Source organism: uncultured Rothia sp., from assembly GCF_916715725.1.
In the GTDB taxonomy this organism is placed as follows: domain Bacteria; phylum Actinomycetota; class Actinomycetes; order Actinomycetales; family Micrococcaceae; genus Rothia.
In genome coordinates, this window is the sequence record NZ_CAKAPD010000001.1 from 23,552 (window position 1) to 45,558 (window position 22,007).

General features: G+C 60.7%; 16 protein-coding genes. 14 read left to right on the forward strand and 2 right to left on the reverse strand.

The window, feature by feature from the left end:
• Window positions 1-40 precede the first annotated feature (40 nt).
• From QZ822_RS00070 to QZ822_RS00080, 3 genes are all read left to right on the forward strand, one after another.
• Window positions 41-2,623: an aconitase gene (locus QZ822_RS00070; protein WP_294641691.1), complete on the forward strand. Its 2,583-nt coding sequence runs from the start codon at window positions 41-43 to the stop codon at window positions 2,621-2,623.
• A 229-nt stretch (window positions 2,624-2,852) separates the two neighbouring features.
• A complete protein-coding gene (locus QZ822_RS00075) occupies window positions 2,853-3,104 on the forward strand; it encodes a hypothetical protein (RefSeq protein ID WP_049327135.1) in 252 nt (83 codons plus the stop codon).
• A 364-nt stretch (window positions 3,105-3,468) separates the two neighbouring features.
• The gene (locus tag QZ822_RS00080; RefSeq protein ID WP_049327136.1) at window positions 3,469-3,720 is read left to right on the forward strand and encodes a hypothetical protein; all 252 of its coding nucleotides are present in this window, start codon (window positions 3,469-3,471) and stop codon (window positions 3,718-3,720) included.
• 243 nt (window positions 3,721-3,963) lie between these two features.
• Here the strand turns inward: QZ822_RS00080 and QZ822_RS00085 are convergent, their stop codons facing one another.
• Together QZ822_RS00085 and QZ822_RS00090 are read right to left on the reverse strand one after the other, a co-directional pair.
• A complete protein-coding gene (locus tag QZ822_RS00085) occupies window positions 3,964-5,091 on the reverse strand; it encodes a glycosyltransferase family 1 protein (RefSeq protein WP_005509133.1) in 1,128 nt (375 codons plus the stop codon).
• A 9-nt stretch (window positions 5,092-5,100) separates the two neighbouring features.
• Window positions 5,101-6,171, reverse strand: coding sequence for an alpha/beta fold hydrolase (locus QZ822_RS00090; protein ID WP_294641693.1), 1,071 nt, complete (start codon window positions 6,169-6,171; stop codon window positions 5,101-5,103).
• Window positions 6,172-6,417: 246 nt separating this feature from the next.
• On the opposite strand from QZ822_RS00090, the gene leuS reads away from it, so the two are divergent.
• The 11 genes from leuS (at window position 6,418) to QZ822_RS00145 (ending at window position 21,958) form a co-directional block, all read left to right on the forward strand.
• A complete protein-coding gene (leuS, locus tag QZ822_RS00095; protein ID WP_294641695.1) occupies window positions 6,418-8,913 on the forward strand; it encodes a leucine--tRNA ligase in 2,496 nt (831 codons plus the stop codon).
• A gap of 228 nt (window positions 8,914-9,141) precedes the next feature.
• Window positions 9,142-10,239 carry a DegV family protein gene (locus QZ822_RS00100; protein WP_294641697.1) on the forward strand — a complete coding sequence of 366 codons (1,098 nt, stop codon included), beginning with the start codon at window positions 9,142-9,144 and terminating at the stop codon, window positions 10,237-10,239.
• A gap of 624 nt (window positions 10,240-10,863) precedes the next feature.
• On the forward strand, window positions 10,864-11,868 hold the full coding sequence (gap, locus tag QZ822_RS00105) for a type I glyceraldehyde-3-phosphate dehydrogenase (RefSeq protein WP_049337668.1): 1,005 nt from the start codon (window positions 10,864-10,866) through the stop codon (window positions 11,866-11,868).
• A gap of 342 nt (window positions 11,869-12,210) precedes the next feature.
• Complete coding sequence (gene pgk / locus QZ822_RS00110; protein ID WP_005509129.1) at window positions 12,211-13,434, forward strand: phosphoglycerate kinase; 1,224 nt, start codon at window positions 12,211-12,213, stop codon at window positions 13,432-13,434.
• Between the two features lie 439 nt (window positions 13,435-13,873).
• Window positions 13,874-14,464 carry a DUF6318 family protein gene (locus QZ822_RS00115; protein WP_294641699.1) on the forward strand — a complete coding sequence of 197 codons (591 nt, stop codon included), beginning with the start codon at window positions 13,874-13,876 and terminating at the stop codon, window positions 14,462-14,464.
• Window positions 14,465-14,543: 79 nt separating this feature from the next.
• The gene (locus tag QZ822_RS00120) at window positions 14,544-15,332 is read left to right on the forward strand and encodes a DUF6318 family protein (RefSeq protein ID WP_294641701.1); all 789 of its coding nucleotides are present in this window, start codon (window positions 14,544-14,546) and stop codon (window positions 15,330-15,332) included.
• Between the two features lie 259 nt (window positions 15,333-15,591).
• Complete coding sequence (gene tpiA / locus QZ822_RS00125; RefSeq protein WP_005509126.1) at window positions 15,592-16,368, forward strand: triose-phosphate isomerase; 777 nt, start codon at window positions 15,592-15,594, stop codon at window positions 16,366-16,368.
• A 251-nt stretch (window positions 16,369-16,619) separates the two neighbouring features.
• Window positions 16,620-17,084 (forward strand): hypothetical protein, encoded by a 465-nt coding sequence (locus QZ822_RS00130; protein WP_294641703.1) that lies wholly within the window; start codon window positions 16,620-16,622, stop codon window positions 17,082-17,084.
• A gap of 108 nt (window positions 17,085-17,192) precedes the next feature.
• Complete coding sequence (gene secG / locus QZ822_RS00135; RefSeq protein WP_005506130.1) at window positions 17,193-17,450, forward strand: preprotein translocase subunit SecG; 258 nt, start codon at window positions 17,193-17,195, stop codon at window positions 17,448-17,450.
• Between the two features lie 191 nt (window positions 17,451-17,641).
• Window positions 17,642-19,051, forward strand: coding sequence for an SWIM zinc finger family protein (locus tag QZ822_RS00140; RefSeq protein ID WP_102033804.1), 1,410 nt, complete (start codon window positions 17,642-17,644; stop codon window positions 19,049-19,051).
• A 135-nt stretch (window positions 19,052-19,186) separates the two neighbouring features.
• On the forward strand, window positions 19,187-21,958 hold the full coding sequence (locus tag QZ822_RS00145; protein ID WP_294641705.1) for a DUF6493 family protein: 2,772 nt from the start codon (window positions 19,187-19,189) through the stop codon (window positions 21,956-21,958).
• Window positions 21,959-22,007 lie beyond the last annotated feature (49 nt).

The window sequence follows — 22,007 nt, forward strand, 5'->3', positions numbered from 1 at the left end:
GTGCCTGTGAGGTCAGCGCAGAGGCGAGGAGGTGAGAGGCATGTCGAAGGTGCCTCATCTGCTGAAGGGTAGTGCGCTGCCTGACGGTGAGCAGCGGCGGCTGGCTGAGTATGCTTCTGTGCATCCGAAGAGTGCCCTGCACCGCAAGGGTAAGCACCATGATGCGGCGGTGCTGCTGGTTCACGGTATCGGCTACCAGAATCACGGCGTGACGCTCGCGTATTTTGGCAAGCCGGTGGCGAATAGTGTGCAGACTCTGTTGGCGCTGAACACGGGTGCGGATTCTGTGGCTCTCTCCTCTGCCGCCCTCTCCGAAGAGAACCCCGAGGCGGAGGCTTCTGCGCGGGTTCGTGTTGAGGTGATTCCTGACGGCGATACCCTCCCGCCTGCCGCTGAGGTGAACCCGCTGAGCCACCACAGCGAGCTGATATATTCGTTGACGATTGAGCGCACGGAGTACCCCGCCGACCCGGTCGAGGAGCTGCCCGCGCCGGAAGGTGCCGGTTTTAATCTCTCTAGTTTTGAGTTGCCCAAGGTGGAACTGCCAAAGGTAGAACTGCCAAAGGTTGACCTGTCTAAAGTGGAGCTCTCTAAGATTGAGCTGCCGAAAATTGAGCTTCCCAAGGTAGAGATCCCGAACATCGAACTACCGAACATCGAGCTGCCCAATATTGAATTTCCGCGCCTGCCTCAGCCGAAGCCGCACCCGGTGCGCACGGTCACTCGCCGTAGCCTCCTCTTTCAGGAGGGCTTCTGGCGACCCAGGCATTACCGCCCGTTGAAGGAGCATTTGCCCTGGTTGGCATCGGTTTTACCGCTGTTTTTGATGTTCTGCTTCTACTATGAGCGCCCCGGCGTGACCTGGCGTGAACGCGCCGGGCACCTATTGCGTTCTACGGCGCGGTTCATGAACGTGGCGCTGTGGCTGGTGCTGGCGGCGATGACTGTGATGACCTTCCGTGATGCTTTTGTGGCGTCCCTGGGCACTCCGCAGGGTGCGTTTACGGGTCTTGCGGCGGTGCTCGGCCTGGGTATTGTGGGCTGGGTTTTGGCCCGTCGTGCCCGTGAGCTGTGGGTGCTGGTGAAGGCTATTCCGACGCAGCTGATTCAGACGGCGACCAGCCCGGAGTCGCGCGATTTGGAGCGTATTTATGCACGTCTGGATCGTCAGCTGGACGATTTGAGTTCCCGTAGCGATGCGGTGGGTATTATTGCCCATTCGCAGGGCGGATATTTGAGCTATGAGCTTCTGCGTCGCCGTGCGGCGGCGGGTAAGAAGCCGATTCGTTTCTTCTACGGCCTGGGTAGCGGTGTGGTCCCGATTAGCATTATCGCTAGTGACCGCAACGACATTCTGGGGCACCTGGACGCAACCGGTAGTTACCGTAACCGTGCCATGCTGCTGTGGGTGAGCGCGGTCGCGGCGTTCTCCTGGCTGGTGGAGGCGTTCCTGCTGTTTGGCCCGTACCGTTCGCTACTGCATCATGCGATGCTGGTTCCGCTGACGTTGAGCGTGGTGCCGCTGGTAGCGAGCGTACCGGGCGCCTTGAAGGGCCGGGTGCGTATTGTCCGCAAGAAAGTCGCCTCCACAAATACCTCAGAAAACACCCCGGCGGATGTGCGCTTGGTGAACCCGTACGGCACGCGCGCCTACGTGAAGTGGCTGATTCCGCTACTCTTCGTGCACGGCGTTTTCATGATTTTTGCGCTGTTCATGCTGGCGTTGGCGAAGCTGCGTTTCGCCGGTGCTGTGCCTGAGCTGACGCCCGTCTCGGCGGTGGTGTGGTGTGCGCTGATTCTGGTGCTCATGATGTCTGTGCGTAGCGCCTGCCACCTGTATGTGCGCGCCTACGCGCCGATGCTGCAGGGCCTTGACGTGGCTGACCGGTGCGAGATTTCCGCTCGTGGTGACAGTATCGGCAGGTCGAATATTACCCAGCCCGCCGGTGTGGATGTCACTTTTGTGACCCTGCCGGGCCCGTCGGTGAATAGTCACATGCAGTATTTTGATGCGTGCTCGCCGGTGCCGTTGATGCTTTCGCACCGCCTGATTCCGCACATGATGCCGGCTGGGGAGCAGGCGCAGAAAGCGGCGGCTTTCACCGATATTGGTACGGAACTGAACCACGGTTTTGCGCGCGTGAAGAAGTGGATGCGCACCATGCATTACGGGCTGTATGCGGTGCTTCTGCTGATGCTGTCGGTGCTGCTGAATGTGGCGTCGCCGGTGAGCCTGTCCGCGTTGACGGGGCTTGATACGTCGCGTCTGCATTCGGAGGGATTCGACCGTTTGGCGGCGGATGCTCAGCAGCTGCGCGAGCAGGCGGGTTCTTCGGATCTGCTGCTGTGGATTCTGGTCAGCATTTTTGTGGTGGAGGCGCTGCTGATGATGGTGCTTTCGCCGTGGACTCAGCGGCGTTTGCAGCGTGCGTTCATGATGCGCAAGGTGGACCGTACGGGTCAGCTGAGCGAGTTCAATCCTCTACCGATGGTGACGGCCCTTCTGGGTCTTGATGGTGACGAGGATGATGACGAAGATGAAGCCTTGGCGAGCGCAGGGGAGAAGGGCGCGTCTCAAACTTATGCAGTCCAGACCAGTACAGCACAGGCGAACGGGATGTAGATTAGTCTCGCTCGGCGTGGGCACACATCCGCCATTTTATGCACCTTTGTGCATTTAGTGGTTGATAATAGCTCTAGGTGCTCCTAATTAGCGTAGTCTCCGTATCCACGGTAATATATTCAGCACTGCGGATACTATTTCGGCGCTTGTCGAGGTGGTATTGGCAGTATCTATCACTCAACTTCGCGTACGCTTCACAACCGTGCGCACCAACGAAAGATGAATACTGGTGACTCAGACTATGATCGCCCCCGCATACGAACCTGCATGCGGCGGGTCTGCTTCTGTACATAATTACGGCGTCATGCACCCGGACCCCGTGTTGCTTTCCGACATGACCAGCGCAGAACGAGGAGCTGTTTACCGCTACTTGGCGCGCTTCGCTGAGCTGGATGACGCAAAGATTTTCTACGCGTACGGTCACGCTTACGAGCTGGCTCGTAAGGATGCTGAACGCGGTCTCTACGCAACTATGGCGTAGCCTGCACAATTAGTTTTTAGAAATGCTGCTGCACTCTTTGTGGGTGCGGCAGCATTTCTGCTTTTCGGGCTGGCTTTCACATTGGCTTTCGGGTGGGCTTTAGTTCGGTTGGGAACTCGGCGGTCCCATGCCGCTATGATGCCCCTGATTTCTTCCTGACAACCGGGAACGTGTCCACTATGGGGGCGTTCCCTGATGGTTCTTGAACATTGATTAGCTCTTGGGTAGTTTAGAGGTATCACAACCACTACTGCGAAGAGACTTCCGATGATCTCCGTAGGTTCTTTTCGCGGTGTTGCCTCCGGTAGCGTCTGCATTGTTGCGGCGCTACCCTAAGAAACGCCCTAAGGAAAGGTACTCACCGATGAGTTTCACCAATATCACCTCTAATTACGAGCCCGAGTTCGGCAATTCGGCACCGAGCCGCGACAACGGCATTACTCACCCGGACCCTGTACTGCTGTCCTCGATGACGAAGGCTCAGCGTGGCGCGGTGTGTCGCTACCTGGCTCGTTTTGCTGAGCTGGATGACGCGAAGATTTTCTACGCGTACGGTCACGCGGATGAGCTGGCCGCGAAGGAAGCGGCTCGTACCGGTAGCTTTGCTACGGTCTAAGGATTTCTGCTCCGGTGTGATGCGGTGAGATTGCACCTTCCGGATGCGCCCTCAGGGTGCCCGAGCTCTGCGAGGGCGGGTTCCCTGCGTCGGCGCGGAGGAAGTGTGTAGCGAACCGCCGCTGTGAACCTTTGCCGCAAGCCGCATACGCCTACCGGCAACCACAAACCAAATACGAGAATGCCGCCGCACCCTCCCAAGAACCGGGGGAGTGCGGCGGCATTTCTTTGCCCAATGCAGGCTCTAGAGCCCGCGCACAACCTCCAGCAGCTTGAGCGCCGAGTCGCGCCAGGAGTAGCGGCGCACATCCGACAGGCCGTCAATGATGACGCGCTCGCGAACGGCGGTGTCCTCCAGAGAACGGATTGCCTTCACCCAATCGGCGGCGTGCGCCTCCGGGGCACCGTCAACCGGCGCGAACACGGCGTGCGGCGCGATCTCACGGAAAATCGGGATGTCACTAATCACCGCGGGGCAACCGGCAGCCTGAGCCTCGACCACGGGCAGGCCGTAACCCTCCTCGCGGGAGGCAGTCACCAGGGCGTGCGCCTGGCGGAGCAACTGCTGGTACTCCTCATCGCTCACGCCGTTGTGCACCTCCACGTTCTCACCGATGAGGCGTTCGTCGGTGAGCTGCACCAGGCGCTGCGGCGGCATCTTCGACAGCAGGTGCAGGCGGTAATCCGGCAGGGAACGCATCGCCAGCAGCAGGGTTTCTACGTTCTTGTACGGCATGAACGAACCCATGTACACCAGGTGCTTGACGGGCTGCTCTTCGCGGGTGGTGGCGCGTTCCAGCGCGGTCTGGCGGGAGACGACGCTGCCGGGCTGCGGGGCGTTGGGCACCACGAACAGCGGCTTGGTGGTCAGCTCGTGCTCACGAATTAGCGAGGCGGTCGACTCAGAAACAGTCACGACCGCGTCGCCGTGGTTGAGCAGGAAGCGCTGCGGGGTGTAGGTCTTGTGGAAGAGCCTCCAGCCCACGCGCACCGGTGCGGGCAGGAACCCGGGCGGGGTCGGGTGCGAGTAGTAGATCAGGTCGTGCAGGGTGAGAATCAGCTTGAATTTGCGTCCGGTGGAGCCGATGGTCTGCATGGGGGAGAACACCACGTCCGGCGCGTACTTATTCAGCTGCAGGGCTGCGGTCGGTTCGAGCGGGCCGGTGGGCGAGCAGATCTTCACGTGCGGCAAATCCGGCAGCATGTCCAGCTGACGCTCATCGCTGATAATCATGGTCAGGTCAAGGTCAGCGGCGGCTTCGTCACCGGTGTCAATGAGGGTTTTGAGCGCGCCCAGCAGGGACGCGGTGTAGCGGCTGATGCCGTCGTGGAAGCCGATACGGGTGTATCGGGCGTCAACCATGAGTTTCATGTTGGTTCCTTACTTCTCGTTCCCTGAGTGTCCGGCGGCGAAATCGGCGATGAGTTCCGCGGCGCGGCGAGGGGTTTCGTAGTGGATGAGGTGCCCGACTTCGGGGATCATGTCCAGGCGCTCGCGGGCACCGGTCGAAGTAGCGGGCAGGTTGCGGGAGGTCAGCGTCGCGTACATGGCGCGAGCCGTTTCGGGGGTGCCCAGGTCGTCGTCTTCGGCGACGAGCATCTGCACCGGCACCCGGATTGCGGCGGCGTATTCGGCGGCGGTGTGCGTAATGGACGCTTCGTAGGCGCTGAGCACTCCGCGGCGGGAGCCGAAGGAGCCGAAGTAGGCGGCGTGCTGGCCGTTGATGAAGCGGCGCATTGCCTTGTCTTTGGTGCGCATCATGACTTCGCTGGAGGCGCGGGTAATCAGCTGCGAACGCAGCAGCGGGTAGCCGATTTTTTCGGGGAGTGCCGCGCCGGCGCGGTAGTAGAGAGATGCGAGGCGGGAGGCGACGCGCTGGCTACCTTCGAGGGCGGGCTCGCTAATCGGGTTGATGAGCGAGAGGAGCGCGAGCGAGTTCGGGTGTGCGGCGGCGAAGGCGCTGGTGACGATGGAGCCGAAGGAGTGGCCGACCAGGTGCAGCGGTAGGGGCTGTGCATTCTCGCGGGCGGGGTTAGTGTGTTCCACGAAGTCGTTCAGCCACGCCACGTACGCGTTGATGTTGTCTTCGCCCTGACTGTTTTCGTCCCGAGTGTTTTTGCTCTGAGCGCCTTCGGGCAGGTCTGCGGAGCGGCCAAAGCCAGGCAGGTCGGGGCTGATGATGCTGACGTTCGGGATGAGCTTCAGCAGGTAGTTCGCGATGATTTCGAGGCCGTGGTGGTCGCCGCGGAAGCCGTGCACGAGCAGCACGGGGTAGGAGCCTTCGGGGAAGGTTCCGTCGTTCATGCCTTTGCCGTACTGCCAGTAGCGGGTCATGACCGCCTGCGCGCCGTCACCAATGAGGGCGTCGTGGCGGGTACCGGGAATGAGCGGGCCGGGCACACCCTCAAGAACTGAGGTGTTGGGGGAGTCCGGGGTAACGGTGGAGGTCATGGGTACCTTTCGCGGGTTGGGTACTGGGACGGCAAAGTCCCGTTCTTAATTCTAGGGGAGAAGCCTGAAAGGGCTCTGAAACCCGCCTGCCGCATCGGTGGTTGGGCGTGTGATTGTGCAGGTGGTCGGGCGGGTGGTGTCGTCCATTTGGTAGTCGGCTCGGCCTCAACTCTGGCGCGGTGCGGGTTTCGCGTTACACTTGGAGGGTTAAGTTTTTATCAACCTGTCTTTATTTAAGGAATCGCTGTGTCTGCTCAGGTAGAGACCGAACGCAACGAAAATGCGTACGACTTCCGCGCTATGGAAGCCAAGTGGCGCCCCTACTGGGACGAAACGAAGGTTTTCCAGCCCACCGGTGACGCCCCCAAGGGCCGCAAGTATGTGCTGGATATGTTCCCGTACCCCTCCGGTGACCTTCACATGGGTCACGCGGAGGCATTCGCTATTGGTGACATGAACGCCCGCTACTTCAAGCAGTGCGGCTACGATGTTCTGCACCCGATTGGCTGGGACTCCTTCGGCCTGCCCGCTGAGAACGCAGCCATTAAGAACGACACTCACCCCAAGGAGTGGACGTACAAGAACATTGAGACTCAGGCTGAGTCCTTCAAGCGTTACGCTATTGCTGTTGACTGGAGCCGCCGCCTGCACACCTCGGACCCCGAGTACTACAAGTGGACTCAGTGGCTGTTCGAGCAGTTCTACAAGAAGGGCCTGGCGTACCGCAAGGACTCCATGGTCAACTGGTGCCCCAAGGACCAGACCGTGCTCGCGAACGAGCAGGTTGTGAACGGTGCGTGTGAGCGTTGCGGTACTACCGTGACTAAGAAGTCGCTGAACCAGTGGTACTTCAAGATTACTGATTACGCACAGCAGCTGCTGGACGACATGGAGCAGCTGGAGGGCAAGTGGCCCGACCGTGTTCTGCTCATGCAGCGCAACTGGATTGGTCGTTCTGAGGGCGCTGAGGTGCGCTTCGAGATTGAGGCGACCGAGGACCAGGCTGCTGAGTCCTTCACCGTGTTCACCACCCGCCCGGACACCCTGTATGGTGCAACCTTCATCGTGGTTGCTGCGGATGCGGCGTTCGCCGAGCAGATTGTGGCACCCGAGCACAAGGCTGCCCTGGAGCAGTACCGTGAAGACATTAAGGCGCTGAGCGATATTGACCGCCAGTCCTCCGACCGCGAGAAGACCGGCGTGTTCACCGGCCGCTACGCGATTAACCCGCTGACCGGCGCGAAGCTGCCCGTCTGGGCTTCTGACTACGTGCTCGCTGACTACGGTACCGGCGCGATTATGGCTGTGCCCGCGCACGACCAGCGTGACCTTGAGTTCGCCCTGAAGTTCGACCTGCCCATCGTGAAGGTCCTGGACGTTGAGGGTGCTGAGGACCCGGCTACCAGCGGTATTGCCGCAGCTGGTGACGGCGTGCTCATCAACTCCGGTGAGCTGACCGGCCTGCCGAAGGCTGAGGCGCTCGCTAAGGCTATTGAGCTGGTTGAGGCTGCCGGCACCGGTGAGGGTAAGGTCATTTACCGTCTGCGTGACTGGCTGCTGTCCCGCCAGCGTTTCTGGGGTACCCCCATCCCCGTGATTCACTGTGAGGATTGTGGCGAGGTTCTGGTTCCTGAGGATCAGCTGCCGGTGCTGCTGCCCGATAACCTGCGCGGTGAGCAGCTGGCTCCTAAGGGCCAGTCGCCTCTTGCCGCTGCCGATGACTGGGCGACTGTGCCTTGCCCCGAGTGTGGCAAGCAGGCTCGCCGTGACTCGGACACCATGGACACCTTCGTGGATTCCTCCTGGTACTTCCTGCGTTACGTTTCCCCGAACTACGACAAGGCTCCTTTCGACCCGCAGGCTATGAGCGAGTGGGGTGCCGTCGACATGTACGTTGGCGGTGTGGAGCACGCTATTCTGCACCTGCTGTACGCACGCTTCTTCACCAAGGTTGTTCGCGACCTGGGCCTGATTAAGCACGATGAGCCGTTCAAGGCGCTCATGAACCAGGGTCAGGTGCTCAACGGCGGTAAGGCTATGTCCAAGTCGCTGGGTAACGGCGTGAACCTGGGTGAGCAGCTCGACAAGTTCGGTGTGGACGCTATCCGCACCACCATGATTTTCGCGTCCCCGCCCGAGGATGACGTGGACTGGGCGGATGTTTCCCCGTCCGGTTCGCAGAAGTTCCTGGCCCGCGCATGGCGTGTGGCTCAGGACGTCACCAGCGAACCCGGCGTTGACGCAACCACCGGTGACCTGGAGCTGCAGAAGCTGATTGCTCGCACCGTGCACGAGGTTCAGGGCCTGCTGGATAACGGCAAGTTCAACGTGGTTGTTGCTAAGACCATGGAGCTTGTGAACGCTACCCGTAAGGCTATTGACTCCGGTGCTGGTGCGGCTGACCCGGCTGTCCGTAAGGCTGCTGAGACTGTCGCTATTCTGCTGTCTCTGTACGCACCTTACACCGCTGAGGACATGTGGCACGCTCTCGGTCACGACACCCCGGTTCTGACCGCGGGCTTCCCCGAGGTTGACCCGGCTCTGCTGGTGGATGACACCGTCACCGCTATCGTGCAGATTAAGGGCAAGGTCAAGGCTCGTCTGGAGGTTGCGAAGGACATTTCCGAGCAGGAGCTTCAGGAGCTGGCTCTGGCGGATGCCGCTGTTCAGCGTTCGATTGGTGACGCCGAGATCCGCAAGGTGATTGTGCGTGCGCCTAAGCTCGTGAACATCGTGATCTAAGCTTTTTAGATAAAGAAGTTTCTTAGATAAAGTACAAGCCCCGCTGTGGCTTCGGTTCGTTTTGTGGAACGAACCCGGAGGTGCGGCGGGGCTTGCGTCGTTAACGCGGTCTTTAGCGCGTTGAACCTGGACGTTCCGCCCTGTCGGGGCTATGGTGGTAGAAGCCCGCAATGAGACGCCAGACACAATAGTTGTGTCGTGAATATAACCAGCAGGGGAGAGGGACCAATGAGCCAGAAGGATACTCAGCAGGAACATGCTGAGCAGGCGCATCCTGCACACGAGCAGGATAGCCGCATTGCCGTGGTAACCGATAGCGCCGCCGCCCTCGACCCGGAGCTCGTGCAGCGCCTGAGCGCTCGCGGTAATTTTATGCTGGTTCCGATGCCGGTGACCATTCGCACGCCCGGTGAGCCGGATCGTCAGCTGCAGGATTTGACCGCCGCCGAGGTGGATGAGGCGATTATGCTTGCGCACGTGATGGGTCAGACGGTGAGCACTTCCGGGCCCGCACCGGGCGTGTTTGCTGATGTGTATGACGAGCTGGCGTCGCGAGGTTTTACGCATGTGGTGTCTGTGCATCTGTCCGGTGAGCTCTCGGGCACGGTGGAGGCGGCACGCACAGGTGCCCGCCTGAGCCGCCTGGGTTCTAAGGGCGTGAGCGTGGTGGATAGCCGCACGGTCGCCGGTGCCTACGGTCATGCGGTGGTGCGCGCCCTGGAGATGCTGAACTCTGCTTCCTCTGATTTTGTTCCGAGCCCTGACTACCCGAGCCCTGACTATCCGACCCCCGCGCAGCTGGTGGACTACATTCAGTCCGTCTGCGAGCAGTCCACGCTCTACTTCTATATCCCGACCCTGGATGCGTTGCGCCGCGGTGGCCGTGTTTCCCCGGCGTTGGCGATGGTGGGGCAGATGTTCCAGATTAAGCCGATTGGCACGATTACCGAGGGCAAGCTGGCGTATGTGGAGCGTCCCCGCACTGCGGCGCGCGCTCTGGAGCGCCTGGTGGAGGTGACCGTGCAGACCTGCCGTGAGCATCAGCATGCGGCGGCGCTCAGCTCGGCTTCAGTGGGCTCTACCACCGCCGACCCCGCCAGTTCTTCACTTGCCGCATCCCCGCGCGGTGAGGTGGTTGCGGTGCATCATGTGGGCAATGCGGCGCAGGCGCTGCAGCTGTATGAGCAGGTTCAGCAGATGCTGGGGGAGAGCTCCCTAGTCCATGATGCTGCCGCTTCTTCGGCGCCGGAGTTTTTGGTGAGTGCGTTGCCGCCGGTGTTGTCGGCTCATTCGGGGCTGGGTGCTGTGGCGCTGGTCGTTTATTAGGATCGTGTACTAGCTGCCTTTCCGATGTGCCCGTGTTGACCCTGTGCTGTGTGCTCGTGCGGTGTACTTGTGCTGTGTGTCGTCCGCGGGTGTGCTCATGCGGTGTCCCGTATGATGCGCCGCGGGCGACACGAAACACGACACGAAAACTGTGTGCCGGGAGCGTATTTAACCCGTTTTGAGGCTGTGGTGTGTCTTACGTTGGGCTCGTCTGTTTTCGGGTGAGAAATTGCACTGCGTGCGAGCTCATGGGGCGTCATTGAAACCCATTCGCAGGTGAAAGGGTATTTTTTACCCTCAGATTTTGCCTTGATATGGCGCGGTTTTTAGTAAATGTGCGTTTCATGTGTGTTTATGTTGCCGTGACCGTATCGCAACATTTTCTAAGCATGAACACAACGCAAACCAACAGAAAACAACGGGTTTTTGCCGGTTTTTATGGCGCAACTCACAAAAATTTCTCGATATAACACACCAAAACACACACAAACTAGGGTAGGATTATTACCAACAACGGCGGAACGCACCGGGCAACATAGAGCACGGACGAATCCGACTAAACCAGAGCCTGCAAGGCATCGGATTTGTACACCGCCACCAACGCACTGACAAGGAGATACTCCAGTGACTGTACGCGTAGCAATCAACGGCTTCGGCCGCATCGGCCGCACCTTCTTCCGCGCAGCTCAGACCGAGGGCGTCGGCTTCGAGATCGTCGCAATCAACGACCTCACCGATGTTGAGACCCTGGCACACCTGCTCAAGTACGACTCCATCATGGGTCGCTTCGGCGCAGAGGTTGAGGTCAAGGAAGGCGCGCTGGTTGTTGACGGCAAGGAAATCAAGATCCTCGCTGAGCGCGACCCCCAGAACCTCCCCTGGAAGGACCTGGGCGTTGACGTAGTCCTCGAGTCCACCGGTTTCTTCACCGACGGTACCAAGGCAAAGGCCCACATCGAGGCTGGCGCTAAGAAGGTTATCCTCTCCGCTCCCGGTAAGAACATCGACGGCACCTTCGTCATGGGCGTGAACGACGACCAGTACGATGCAGCTAACCACCACATCGTCTCCAACGCATCCTGCACCACCAACTGCCTCGCTCCGATGGCTAAGGTTCTGAACGACGCATTCGGCATCAAGCAGGGTCTGATGACCACCATCCACGCATACACCGCTGACCAGCGTCTGCAGGATGCTCCCCACCGCGACCTGCGCCGTGCACGCGCAGCAGCTGTGAACATGGTCCCCACCTCCACCGGTGCAGCAGCAGCTGTTGGCCTGGTTCTGCCCGAGCTGAAGGGTAAGCTGGACGGCTTCGCAGTCCGCGTTCCCACCATCACCGGCTCCATCACCGACCTGACCTTCACCGCTGAGCGCGAGGTCACCGTTGAGGAAGTCAACGCAGCAGTCAAGGCAGCAGCTGAGGGCCCCCTGAAGGGCATCATCAAGTACAACGAGGATCCCATCGTGTCCAAGGACATCGAGGGTGAGCCCATCTCCACCGTCTTCGACGCACCGCTGACCAAGGTCATCGGCGACCAGGTGAAGGTTATCGCTTGGTACGACAACGAGTACGGCTACGTTGCACGCCTCGTGATGTTCACCAACAAGGTTGTGGCATCCCTCTAAGCCCCAATAGGCTTACGACGCTCACCAAGTGTAAGCGTCACCCCGCGTAACTAACGCATAGTGAACCCCGGCACCACCGCATCAAGCGGGGGAGTCGGGGTTTGCTGTACCAAGACCCTTTATGAGGGCTTTGAATAAAACCCAAAAAACGTATAAACATACTATTTTCCGTCGCCCTTTTGGGTCAAAAATACCGTAAGAAAATAGCTGATAGAGAGTGCGAATATCCGCGATATTCTGCGGAAAAACACCATATAAAAGCTATTTACTAGGCTGTCAATCACCCTAATGTTCGGTATGATGGAAACGGTATATAAACCCACCTATCCAGGAGGAATTCCTATGGCTAAGGCACTGTCCGAACTGCTCGAAGAAGGCGTCGCAGGCCGCCACGTTCTCGTCCGTTCCGACCTGAACGTACCCCTGAAGGACGGCGTTGTCACCGACGACGGCCGCGTCCGCGCATCCCTGCCCGTCATTGAGAAGCTTGCCAAGGCTGGCGCACGCGTTATCGTGACCGCGCACCTGGGCCGCCCCAAGGGCAAGGTTGACCCCCAGTACTCCATCGCACCGGCAGCTGCACGCCTGGCTGAGCTGGCATCCGTGCCCGTGAAGGTTGCAACCGACCTGGTAGGCGAGGACGCAAAGGCTAAGGCAGCAGCCCTGGCTGACGGCGAAGTTCTGGTCGTTGAGAACGTTCGCTACGATGCACGCGAGACCTCCAAGGATGACGCAGAGCGCGGCGAATTCGCCGACGAGCTGGTCGCACTGACCGGCGAGAACGGCGCATACGTGAATGACGCATTCGGTGCGGTTCACCGCAAGCACGCTTCCGTCTACGACGTTGCTAAGCGTCTGCCCGCATACCTGGGTGACCTGGTGAAGAAGGAAGTTGACGTTCTGGCTAAGACCCTGAACGACCCCGAGCGTCCCTTCGTTGTGGTCATGGGTGGCGCTAAGGTTTCCGATAAGCTCGCCGTGATTGACAACCTGATCGGTAAGGCTGACACCATCCTCATTGGTGGCGGTATGGGCTACACCTTCGCATACGCACAGGGCTACGAGGTTGGCCAGTCTCTGCTGGAGAAGGACCAGGTCGAGAACGTTCTGCGTTACCTGAAGGAAGCTCCCGAGAAGGGTACCGAAATCATCACCGCAGTTGACGTTGTTTGGTCTGACGCATTCTCCGCTGACGCTAACACCGAGATCCGCCCCATTGAGGATCTGACCGGTGGCAAGCTCGGCGCAGAGGCTGAGGGTCTGGACATTGGCCCCAAGACCCGCGAAATCTTCGCTGAGAAGATTAAGGCTGCGAAGACCATCTTCTGGAACGGCCCCGTTGGCGTGTTCGAGATTGCTCCCTTCGCTGAGGGTACCCGCGCGGTGGCACAGGCTATCGTCGACTCTGACGCATTCTCCATCATTGGTGGTGGCGACTCTGCTTCTGCAGTCCGTAACCTGGGCTTCAAGGATGAGCAGTTCGGCCACATCTCCACCGGTGGTGGCGCTTCCCTCGAGTACATTGAGGGTAAGACCCTGCCCGGCCTGGAGGCACTGGGCGCCTAATCTGGGTGCACAGATTTAGTACACGGTTTTAGTGTAGGGAACCCCCGCTGGAGCGGTATTTCGGTACCGTTCCGGCGGGGGTTTCTGCATGCCCGCTCATGCTCGGATAATCCTGCGCGGGCAGATGGGCGGGGCTGTTTCCTGGCTATATGCTGTGGATTCCCTAGATGTGCGGCTTGTATCCGGCAGGCTTAGAGGCGGCTTTACTAGACTAGAAATGTAGAGGTTCCCGGCGCTCACCGGGCGGTACCCATACGGTTACTGCGGGGGAGCGAAGCAGGGGGCGCACGCACCTCCACAGGCAAACAAATACAGACAAGCGAATACAGGCGGGCGAAGACGCCCAGGTGCTGAACCCAACCGCCCCGAGCAGCCCAGAACCGCCTCGGCAGCTCGTGAAAACGGCAACTAGTGAACATCGAATCCAAGGAGGGAAAGAATGACCGTCAACGCTCAAGCGCTCTTTGACGAAAAAGACTACACCGGAACATACCCGTACGTTGCCGATGGCGTGATTGGGCCCTACACACCCGCAAACCGGGACCACCCCGCCTACTCGGCACCCGCCCCGGGCGTGAGGTACACGCCGAATGCTTACAAGGTGTCAAACCTGCGCCCCTACCTGGGCTACTACTACGCCTGCCAAAATTACATGATTCTCGCATCGGAACCTGCCGTTCTGAGGATCGACAATATCAGTGAAGAAATGTTCTTCCCCACCATCCAGGACCTCTACGAAGAAGGTAAAGGCTGGGTCATTACCCCTAACCCCCAGATTCTGACCATGAACCTTCTGGAAGGGCAGCCGCGCCTCATCTACGAGACGCTAAAAATTGTGGAATGGAACGTGCGGTTCGATATTCTTCCCGAAGTTCAGGTGTACCGCAAAGACACAAACCAGGTGTACCCCATCACTGATTTTGATACGCGCGGCCTGATCCGTGACGGCGCAATACACGGGACTCTACGCACACAATTCACGAATGAGTGGAGGCCCGTCCAATTCATTTCAGAAAATAGCCTGAGCTAGGGGAGGGGAGAGAAGCATGACGAATAACTTTGGCGGACCTGGATACGGCGGGCCCGGATACAACGAGCAACGAGCGCTCATGAGGTCTGTGATCACTCGCGCCAAGTTTATACGGGCTGGCGTGTTCGCTGGTGCCGCCCTCGTCGCGATAGCTTTTGGCTGGGGCACTAAACTGCTCAACGGGACAGGCTCGGAGTCCCAGGCCGATAAGAAGCGTGACCAGGAATTTGTGCGACTGGAACCCACGGAGAAGTACGATGAACTCCACAGCTTGGGGCCTTCCTCCGGGCCGCTGGTTTATACGGCATTCGAACGTAAGGGGCGCTTCATTCCTGCTACCGAGGCGCAGGCGGCGCAGAACGTGCCGTACCCTATTCAACAGCCCGGAATGGATAACTACGACCGCGCTGGCCTGTACGCGTTCTTGGCGTACTACTTCGCGTCGATGAATTACTTCTACCACACGGGCGATACGGAGCCTCTTTCTAAGGTCACGGACCCGGAAAAGGTGCTGCACCCCGAAATTCTTCGCCTGTACAGGGAGAAGCGCGGATGGGTTATTTCGGCTGACAAGAACGTGCTGAGCGCCAACGTTGTTGATGATCTTATTGCGGGTGAGAAACCTAAAAATACGAGCCGAAATATCCTGGTGAGCACCCTGTACACGAATAAGGCTACGAACCTCGCGTTTTATGTTAAGGAGACGGGCGAGAAGCAGGATATTCACAAATATTTGAGGTACCTGGGGCGTTTCTCGCTGGCTGTGGAGCATCTGCGCGGGCAGTGGGTGATTGTGGCTGACCGCGACGGCTACAGCATCCGCAACACCTACGAGCCGATCTACCCGCAAGGATTCGGGCAGCTGTAGTTTCTCTAGAAACCGAGGAAGTGCATCCGCAGGGGAAGCCACCATGAGGCTTCCCCTGCACCCGTTTAAATGGCTACAGAACCCGCAAAACGGCAAGGGTCGAAAGAAACTGATGAACGCGGGGTGAGAATAGTCAAGGCACAGCATAAAACCGCGCCGAACCAGTGAAAATATGCCGCCAACCCTCTAAAATAGAAAAGGAAAATTCCGAACAACAACCCCGCCCAGCATACCGCGCGGGAAAGCTAAGGAGCGAACTATGTCGCGTAAGCCCCTCATCGCAGGCAACTGGAAGATGAACCTCAACCACGCAGAGGCAGTCACCCTCGTCCAGAAGCTCGCATGGACCCTCGACGACGCAAACTTCAACTTCTCCGCAACCGAAGTAGCCGTCTTCCCGCCCTTCACCGACATCCGCTCCGTGCAGACCCTCGTCGAAGGCGACAAGCTGGACATCCTCTACGGCGGCCAGGACCTCTCCGTCCACGACTCCGGCGCATACACCGGCGAAATCTCCGGCGCATTCCTCTCCAAGCTCGGCGCAACCTTCGTGCTCGTCGGCCACTCCGAGCGCCGCACCTACCACCACGAAAGCGACGAGCTGTGCGCAGCAAAGGTCCAGGCAGCATACAAGCACGGCCTGACCCCCGTCCTCTGCGTCGGTGAGCCCCTCGAAATCCGCGAAGCAGGCACCCACGTCGAGTACACCCTCGAGCAGCTGCGCGGCTCCATCGCAGGTCTGACCGCAGAGCAGGCAGAAACCCTCGTCATCGCATACGAGCCCGTCTGGGCAATCGGCACCGGCAAGGTCGCAACCGCAGACGACGCACAGGAAATGTCCGCAGCAATCCGCGCAGAAATCGCTAAGCTCTACTCCGCAGACGTTGCAGAGAAGGTCCGCGTTCTCTACGGCGGCTCCGTCAAGTCCTCCTCCGCACCCTCCATCATGGGCAAGGAAGATGTGGACGGCGTGCTCGTCGGCGGCGCATCCCTGCAGGCTGACGAGTTCGCAGCAATCGCACGCTTCGACGCATAAAACCCCGACGCACCACAGCGTCTCATAGCGTTACAGCGCCCGGCGGGTACCCACCCGACCGGGCGCTGGACCATTTAACCGCCACCGAGATAGCGGTGGATGTACGAGGCGGGCGTAAGAGCCGGGTGCATGAGTCAGGCGTAAGAGGAGGGTGTATGAGGCGGGGGAGAAGAGCCGGGCGCGTTCGCCCCTAACCGCAAAACCCGCCCAGAATACGCCGACCCCACGGTTCGCCCCGTACACTTAACGGCATGTTCAGCTTTGGTTTTTCCCTGGTCATCGCAGCCCTCGTCGGCATGATCCTCTACAGCTACCTGCGCAACCGCAAAGTGAGTGCCCCGCGCCTACCCGGCAACGAAGGCGGCAACATCGGCTACGCAGGCGGCGCAGAATACCAGGAGCCCTCGCCCGAATACCAGTACTTCGAGAGCCGCCGAGAAGCATTCCTCGACCAGCTCTACAGCCGCACCTCCTCACCGGAAATCCCCGTCACCCTCACCCTGTGCGACTGGGTAGACCAGGGCTTCTACGCTGAAGGAGGCGCCTACTGGGCAGCCGCGCAGCAGTTCACCTACTACCTCATCGACGGCGGATACGTGCGTGCCTACGACACCGAAGGCGACGAACTCACCGCCCAGCGTGTGCTCACCGACCGACCCGCCGCACTGCAGCTGACCCCCAGCGAATACCAGCGCCGCAGCAACCGCGCCGCGTAAAAAGCCGCCTCAACGTGACCGAATGGCGGCTGTAGCGTATAGTTAAACCCGTCTGTCTGCGCCCCGCAGCCCAGGCACCCCACCAGAAGACAACGAAGGAAGGTCCCCATGGACGTCATCATGAACGTACTCATGGTCATCATCGCCATCACCAGCGTGATCGCAGTGATGCTTGTGCTGCTCAACCGCGGTCAGGGCGGCGGCCTCTCCGACATGTTCGGCGGCGGTATGACCAACTCCCTGAACTCCTCCGGTATGGCGTCTAAGAACCTGATCCGCCTAACCGTCACCGTGATCGTCATCTGGGTTATCGCAGTGGTCCTGTACGGCCTGGCAATGCGCTTCAACGGCCAAATCGTCGTCTAGTCAGAGCCTCTCATCAGAGCCCACGCCCACCCCACCGAAGGTGAGCCAATAGAGCTTCTCCCCGGCACTTCTCAACCGAGAATGCCGGGGATTTTTTTATGCACCAAACGGTAATGACGAAAGCGGTAGCGGGGCGCGAATCTTTACGGCATGATAGGACGTATACACCACATACGAAAGGCAAAGAAGCCATGAGCGCCTACACCCTCGACTACACGTACACCGCCCCGTCAGCCCTCATCGACGGCGCCGACTCCCGCGCGCTCAGCCTCGCCACCAGCGGCGGCAGCACCCCCGAAGGTGCCGCCTCCCACCCGTACTTCTTCTCCGGGTTCCTTGAACGAGCAGACGTCTACGCCACCGCACTACTGGTCGTCGCCAGGGTCGCCCGCACCCGCTTCTACGTGCCGCCCAGCTCCCTCGCCGGAGCCCTACGCGCCGCAGACCCCGTCGTCACCAGCACCGCCGAAGGCCTACGCTTCGAATCCTTCAGCGCCTGCTGCGGAGTGTACGCGCGCCTCGACGTTGACTCCAGCGCACTCGACGCCAGCCACAGCGCCGTAGGCGTCACCAACGTAGACGTCAACCCGCCCCTGCGTGCCGCGCTCGCCTCCCTCAGGGCGGGGGAGCCCATCCACCTGAACGTTGGCGACGATGGGCTGCTTACCACCACCCTTGACGGCTCCGTCATGGAAGAAAAAGTGCCGCTGCCCATCCGCTGGCTCAAGGGCTTTGCAGAAACGCAGATGCTCTCATCCCGCATGAGCCCCGTGCACAGCCTGGACGCCGCCGCCGCCCGAACCTTCATCCACTCCCTGCCGCGTAACTCCAGCACCAAGGCGGTCCTGTGGGCGACCCGCGCGGTGCGTTCCCTGCGCCTCGCCACCCGCGCCACCGCCGGATCCGTATGCGTGGCGGGCCCCGAGCGTCTGCGCGTGCTTGAACCGCTCATCCGCCACATTCAGCGCCTGGACGCGTACAGTGAGCCCGTGAGCGCCGGTAACGCGCCCGTGCCCAGCGTGTGGGTGGCGCACCTGCCCGGCGCACGCCTGAGCATTGGTTTGAGCCCCGAAAAGTCACGCGGGTTCTCCGGTGAGGGATCCGTGCTGCAGGCGCTGTCTAACCCGAACACCGCCCAGAACGCTGACATGCTTAGCGTGCTGCTTTCCTTCGAGCCGCGCATTGACGTGCCCGTCATGTCTGCCCGTGCCGGCCTGGATGAGGCGGCAACCCGCGACGCCCTCGCCCTGCTGGCTTCCTCCGGTCAGGTTGGTTTTGACGCGCACGCTGGCGAGTATTTCCACCGCCCGTTGCCCGTGCATCCGGAGGCGCTGACCGCCATGCACCCGCGCCTGGTCGGCGCGAAAAAGCTCGCCGACTCCGGCGCTATTGAGCGGGTCGGGGCGGGGGAGCACGGCACCGGCGAGTACAGTGTGCGCAGCGGCGCAAATACGTACACCGTGATGCTGCCCGCCGACCCGTACGCCGTGGAGGGGTACCTCTGCTCCTGCCCCTGGTGGTTGAAGTACCGCGGTACGCGCGGCCCCTGCAAGCACGCCCTGGCGGTCAGTATTCTTTACCGCGAACACGCCGCCGGCTAGGGTTAACGCCCCGGCGTACTAGTGAACGAACAGCACCGAACAAAACACGCACCGTACGGAACTCTTGCGGCGAAAATCTGAGCCACACAATTTCTGCCGCGAGAGTTCCCCTCAGCTTCCTCCCGAAAGACCACCATGAGCAAACGCCCCGAAACGCATACCTTCCCCGAAGGTGTTATCACCGAGCCGCTCCCCGGCGAAGTCATTTACCCGCTCACCAGGCAGCAGAAAACCTGGAGCGACATCATGCACTTCAACCGCAACCTCGCCAACATCCTGGCGGTCGGCGGTACCTTCGAACAGATTTACCGCCGCTGGCAGTACTTCGACATTGTCACCACCCCATACGGCTCCCAGCTCGGTAAAAACACGCCCGGAACCGTCACGCAGGACCGCGTTAAAGCCTACGCAGAGTTCGGCTGGTTCACCGGAGGTGTTGCTATGCGCCTAGCTGAGCTCTACGGCGGGGCGGTCCTCGAACACAACGAGGAATACTACACCGCCCTCATTAACTGCGACCGCGAACTGATCCTCCCGCTACTGCGCGAGGACGAACAGCTCCGCGAAGAACTCATCTGGGGCATGCTCGCCGTCGAAGGTAACCGGGATGTATCCCTCACCCAGCGCGACTCCTACAAGCCCGGGCAGAAGGTCAACAACCCCGGCTGGTCCTGCGCCCTCATCGAAGCCACCAAAACCGGGCTGATCAGCCGTGACCGCCTCATTGATGCGCTCCTGAGCTCCCTCATGAGCGACTTCCCGGCGTACCGGGTCGGCTGGTTCTCACGCCTGGTCACCGGGCTCAAACTCACCGCCGAAGAAATTGCGGCACGTCAGAGCGAATTTCTGACGCTTTTCTCCTCGCCCATCGGCCCGAGCGTAACCCTTGGTGTGCAGCATATTCACCGCCTCTGGAGCAAAAACCCGCAGGCGCTGGATGCTACCGCCTTCGCCTACGCGGCACCCGCCGTATGCGCCGGAACCAAAGCAAACGCACTTAAAATCCTGACCATGCTCCAGGCTCTTTACCGGGCGGGAACCCTCGACGCTGCCGCCTGCGAAGACGCCGTGGTCATGGCGCTCAGCCACACCCACGCGCAGGTGCAGGCCGCCGCCCTCAAACACCTTGAAGAATGGGTGCAGGCTGGTGCCGCTGAGGACGCGAGCGCCGACGCTGTCGTGTTCGCCGAGCGTGCCCGCGAACTCTACCGCGACTACCGACCCCAGCTCGATCCGCTAGTGCTGGCGCAGATTCAGGAAGAGGGCTCGCCGCTCCTCGAAGATGGGTACAGCCCGGAGAATAGCCAGGGGAGCGGCACGGAAGACGCCGCCCTCACTGAAGCTGCTGACATTGAGGCCGCCGCCGCGGAGGCGCTTGCCGCCTCCCGCGCCGTAATTCACCGGTACTGGGACACCCCCGTGCGCCCCGTTACCGCATCCGACGTGCAAGAACGCGTCCGTGCACTCCTGCACCATCAGGTTGCGCCCTGCGCCACCCCCGATACGCTCAATGAAGCAGACCAGCCCGAAACACACGCCGGATGCGAGCTGGAACTGGAACTGCTCACCGCCTACCTGCTCAGCGCCGACGGCACCGCGCAGAGCCCAAACCTGCTCGAACAGCTTGTTCCCCTCTGCCTGAAAAAGCTGAACCACTGGGGTTTGACATGGTTCGACATGCGCGCGCACATGACGGTTCTTGCCGCCGCCGGGAAGCTGCGTGAGCGCCCGAAGGCGTCGGAGATGACCCCGAAGGAAGACCCCGGTACGGTGCCGAACCTGCACTACATGTACTCCCGCCACGCCGCGTTCTTCAGCACCGGATTCAAGGACGCCCTCGGCGTGCTGCAGAGCAGGCAGAGCTACACGCCGCTCGCCGCCCCTGAGCTGTTCGGCGGGTGGGTGCATCCGGATACCCTGGTGCGCCGGTACGCCAAGAACCTGGCTGATGGAGCCACCATCCTGCGCCAGGATTTCACGGCGGCGCTACTGCGTGTGCGCATGCCGGAGGTACTGCCTCCGTACGCTACCGACGAGCAGCGCCAGGATGCTGAGCACCGCCGCGCTGAGGCGCTGACTCTGCTTGAAAGCCTCGAAGAGCAATACGTGAAGAACGCTCAGGAGGACGCTCCGCGCTCTGCTCCTACCCAGATTCGCGTGCTCCGCTCCGCCCTCGACGGCACCCTCGCCACCGGGCGTATCAACCCCTACCTGGAATCCGTCACGGTATCCCAGAGGGAAACCAGCTGGGGCCTTCAGCTGAACGGGGTGCAGGACGGCGCCTCCACCCCCGAGCTGAACGCTTTCCGGGGCCTCGCCACCGCCCACCACGACGAAGAAGGACAGTACGCCCTGCTCTACCCCTCGCGGGCAGAACCGTTGGCGTACTACTGCGCCGGTAGCAACTGGTACATCTTGGACCACTCCGCCTTCGACCGCGAACTCTACCTGGCTTTGGCGGCGCACCCCGGCGCGTGGGGTCCCGCATGCGCCTTTGTGTTTGCCGCGGGATTCTCGGAGCAGCGCGTCGAGATTCGTTCCCTTGCCGTGGAAATCATGCACCGCGTGCTGGACGACCAGCTCAGCCTTGAGGACGCCACCGCAGGTTTCGTGAACTTTGTGCCGCTGGCGATGCTGAACCGTTGGGCGCTCGCCCTGACCGACTTCGCCCAGTTGGATGCACGCCGGGCGGTGCGCTTCTTCGCGCGCCTCATCCCGCACCTGGATACCGGGGCGAACTCGCTCGGTAAGCTGCTGGGCGCCTTCAGCCAGGCATTGGCGACTCTCGACCCTGCCACCCGTGTGGAGCTCGTGGATGAGCCGCTGCGTGCCTGGTTGGGTACGCTGACCGGTTCTTCGCAGAAGGCGCGGTACGCCCGGAATATCCTCAAGCAGGTGCAAGGCTAACCGCCCCGCCCGCACCCGTTCAACGTTTCCGTTCAACTCTTCACAACCA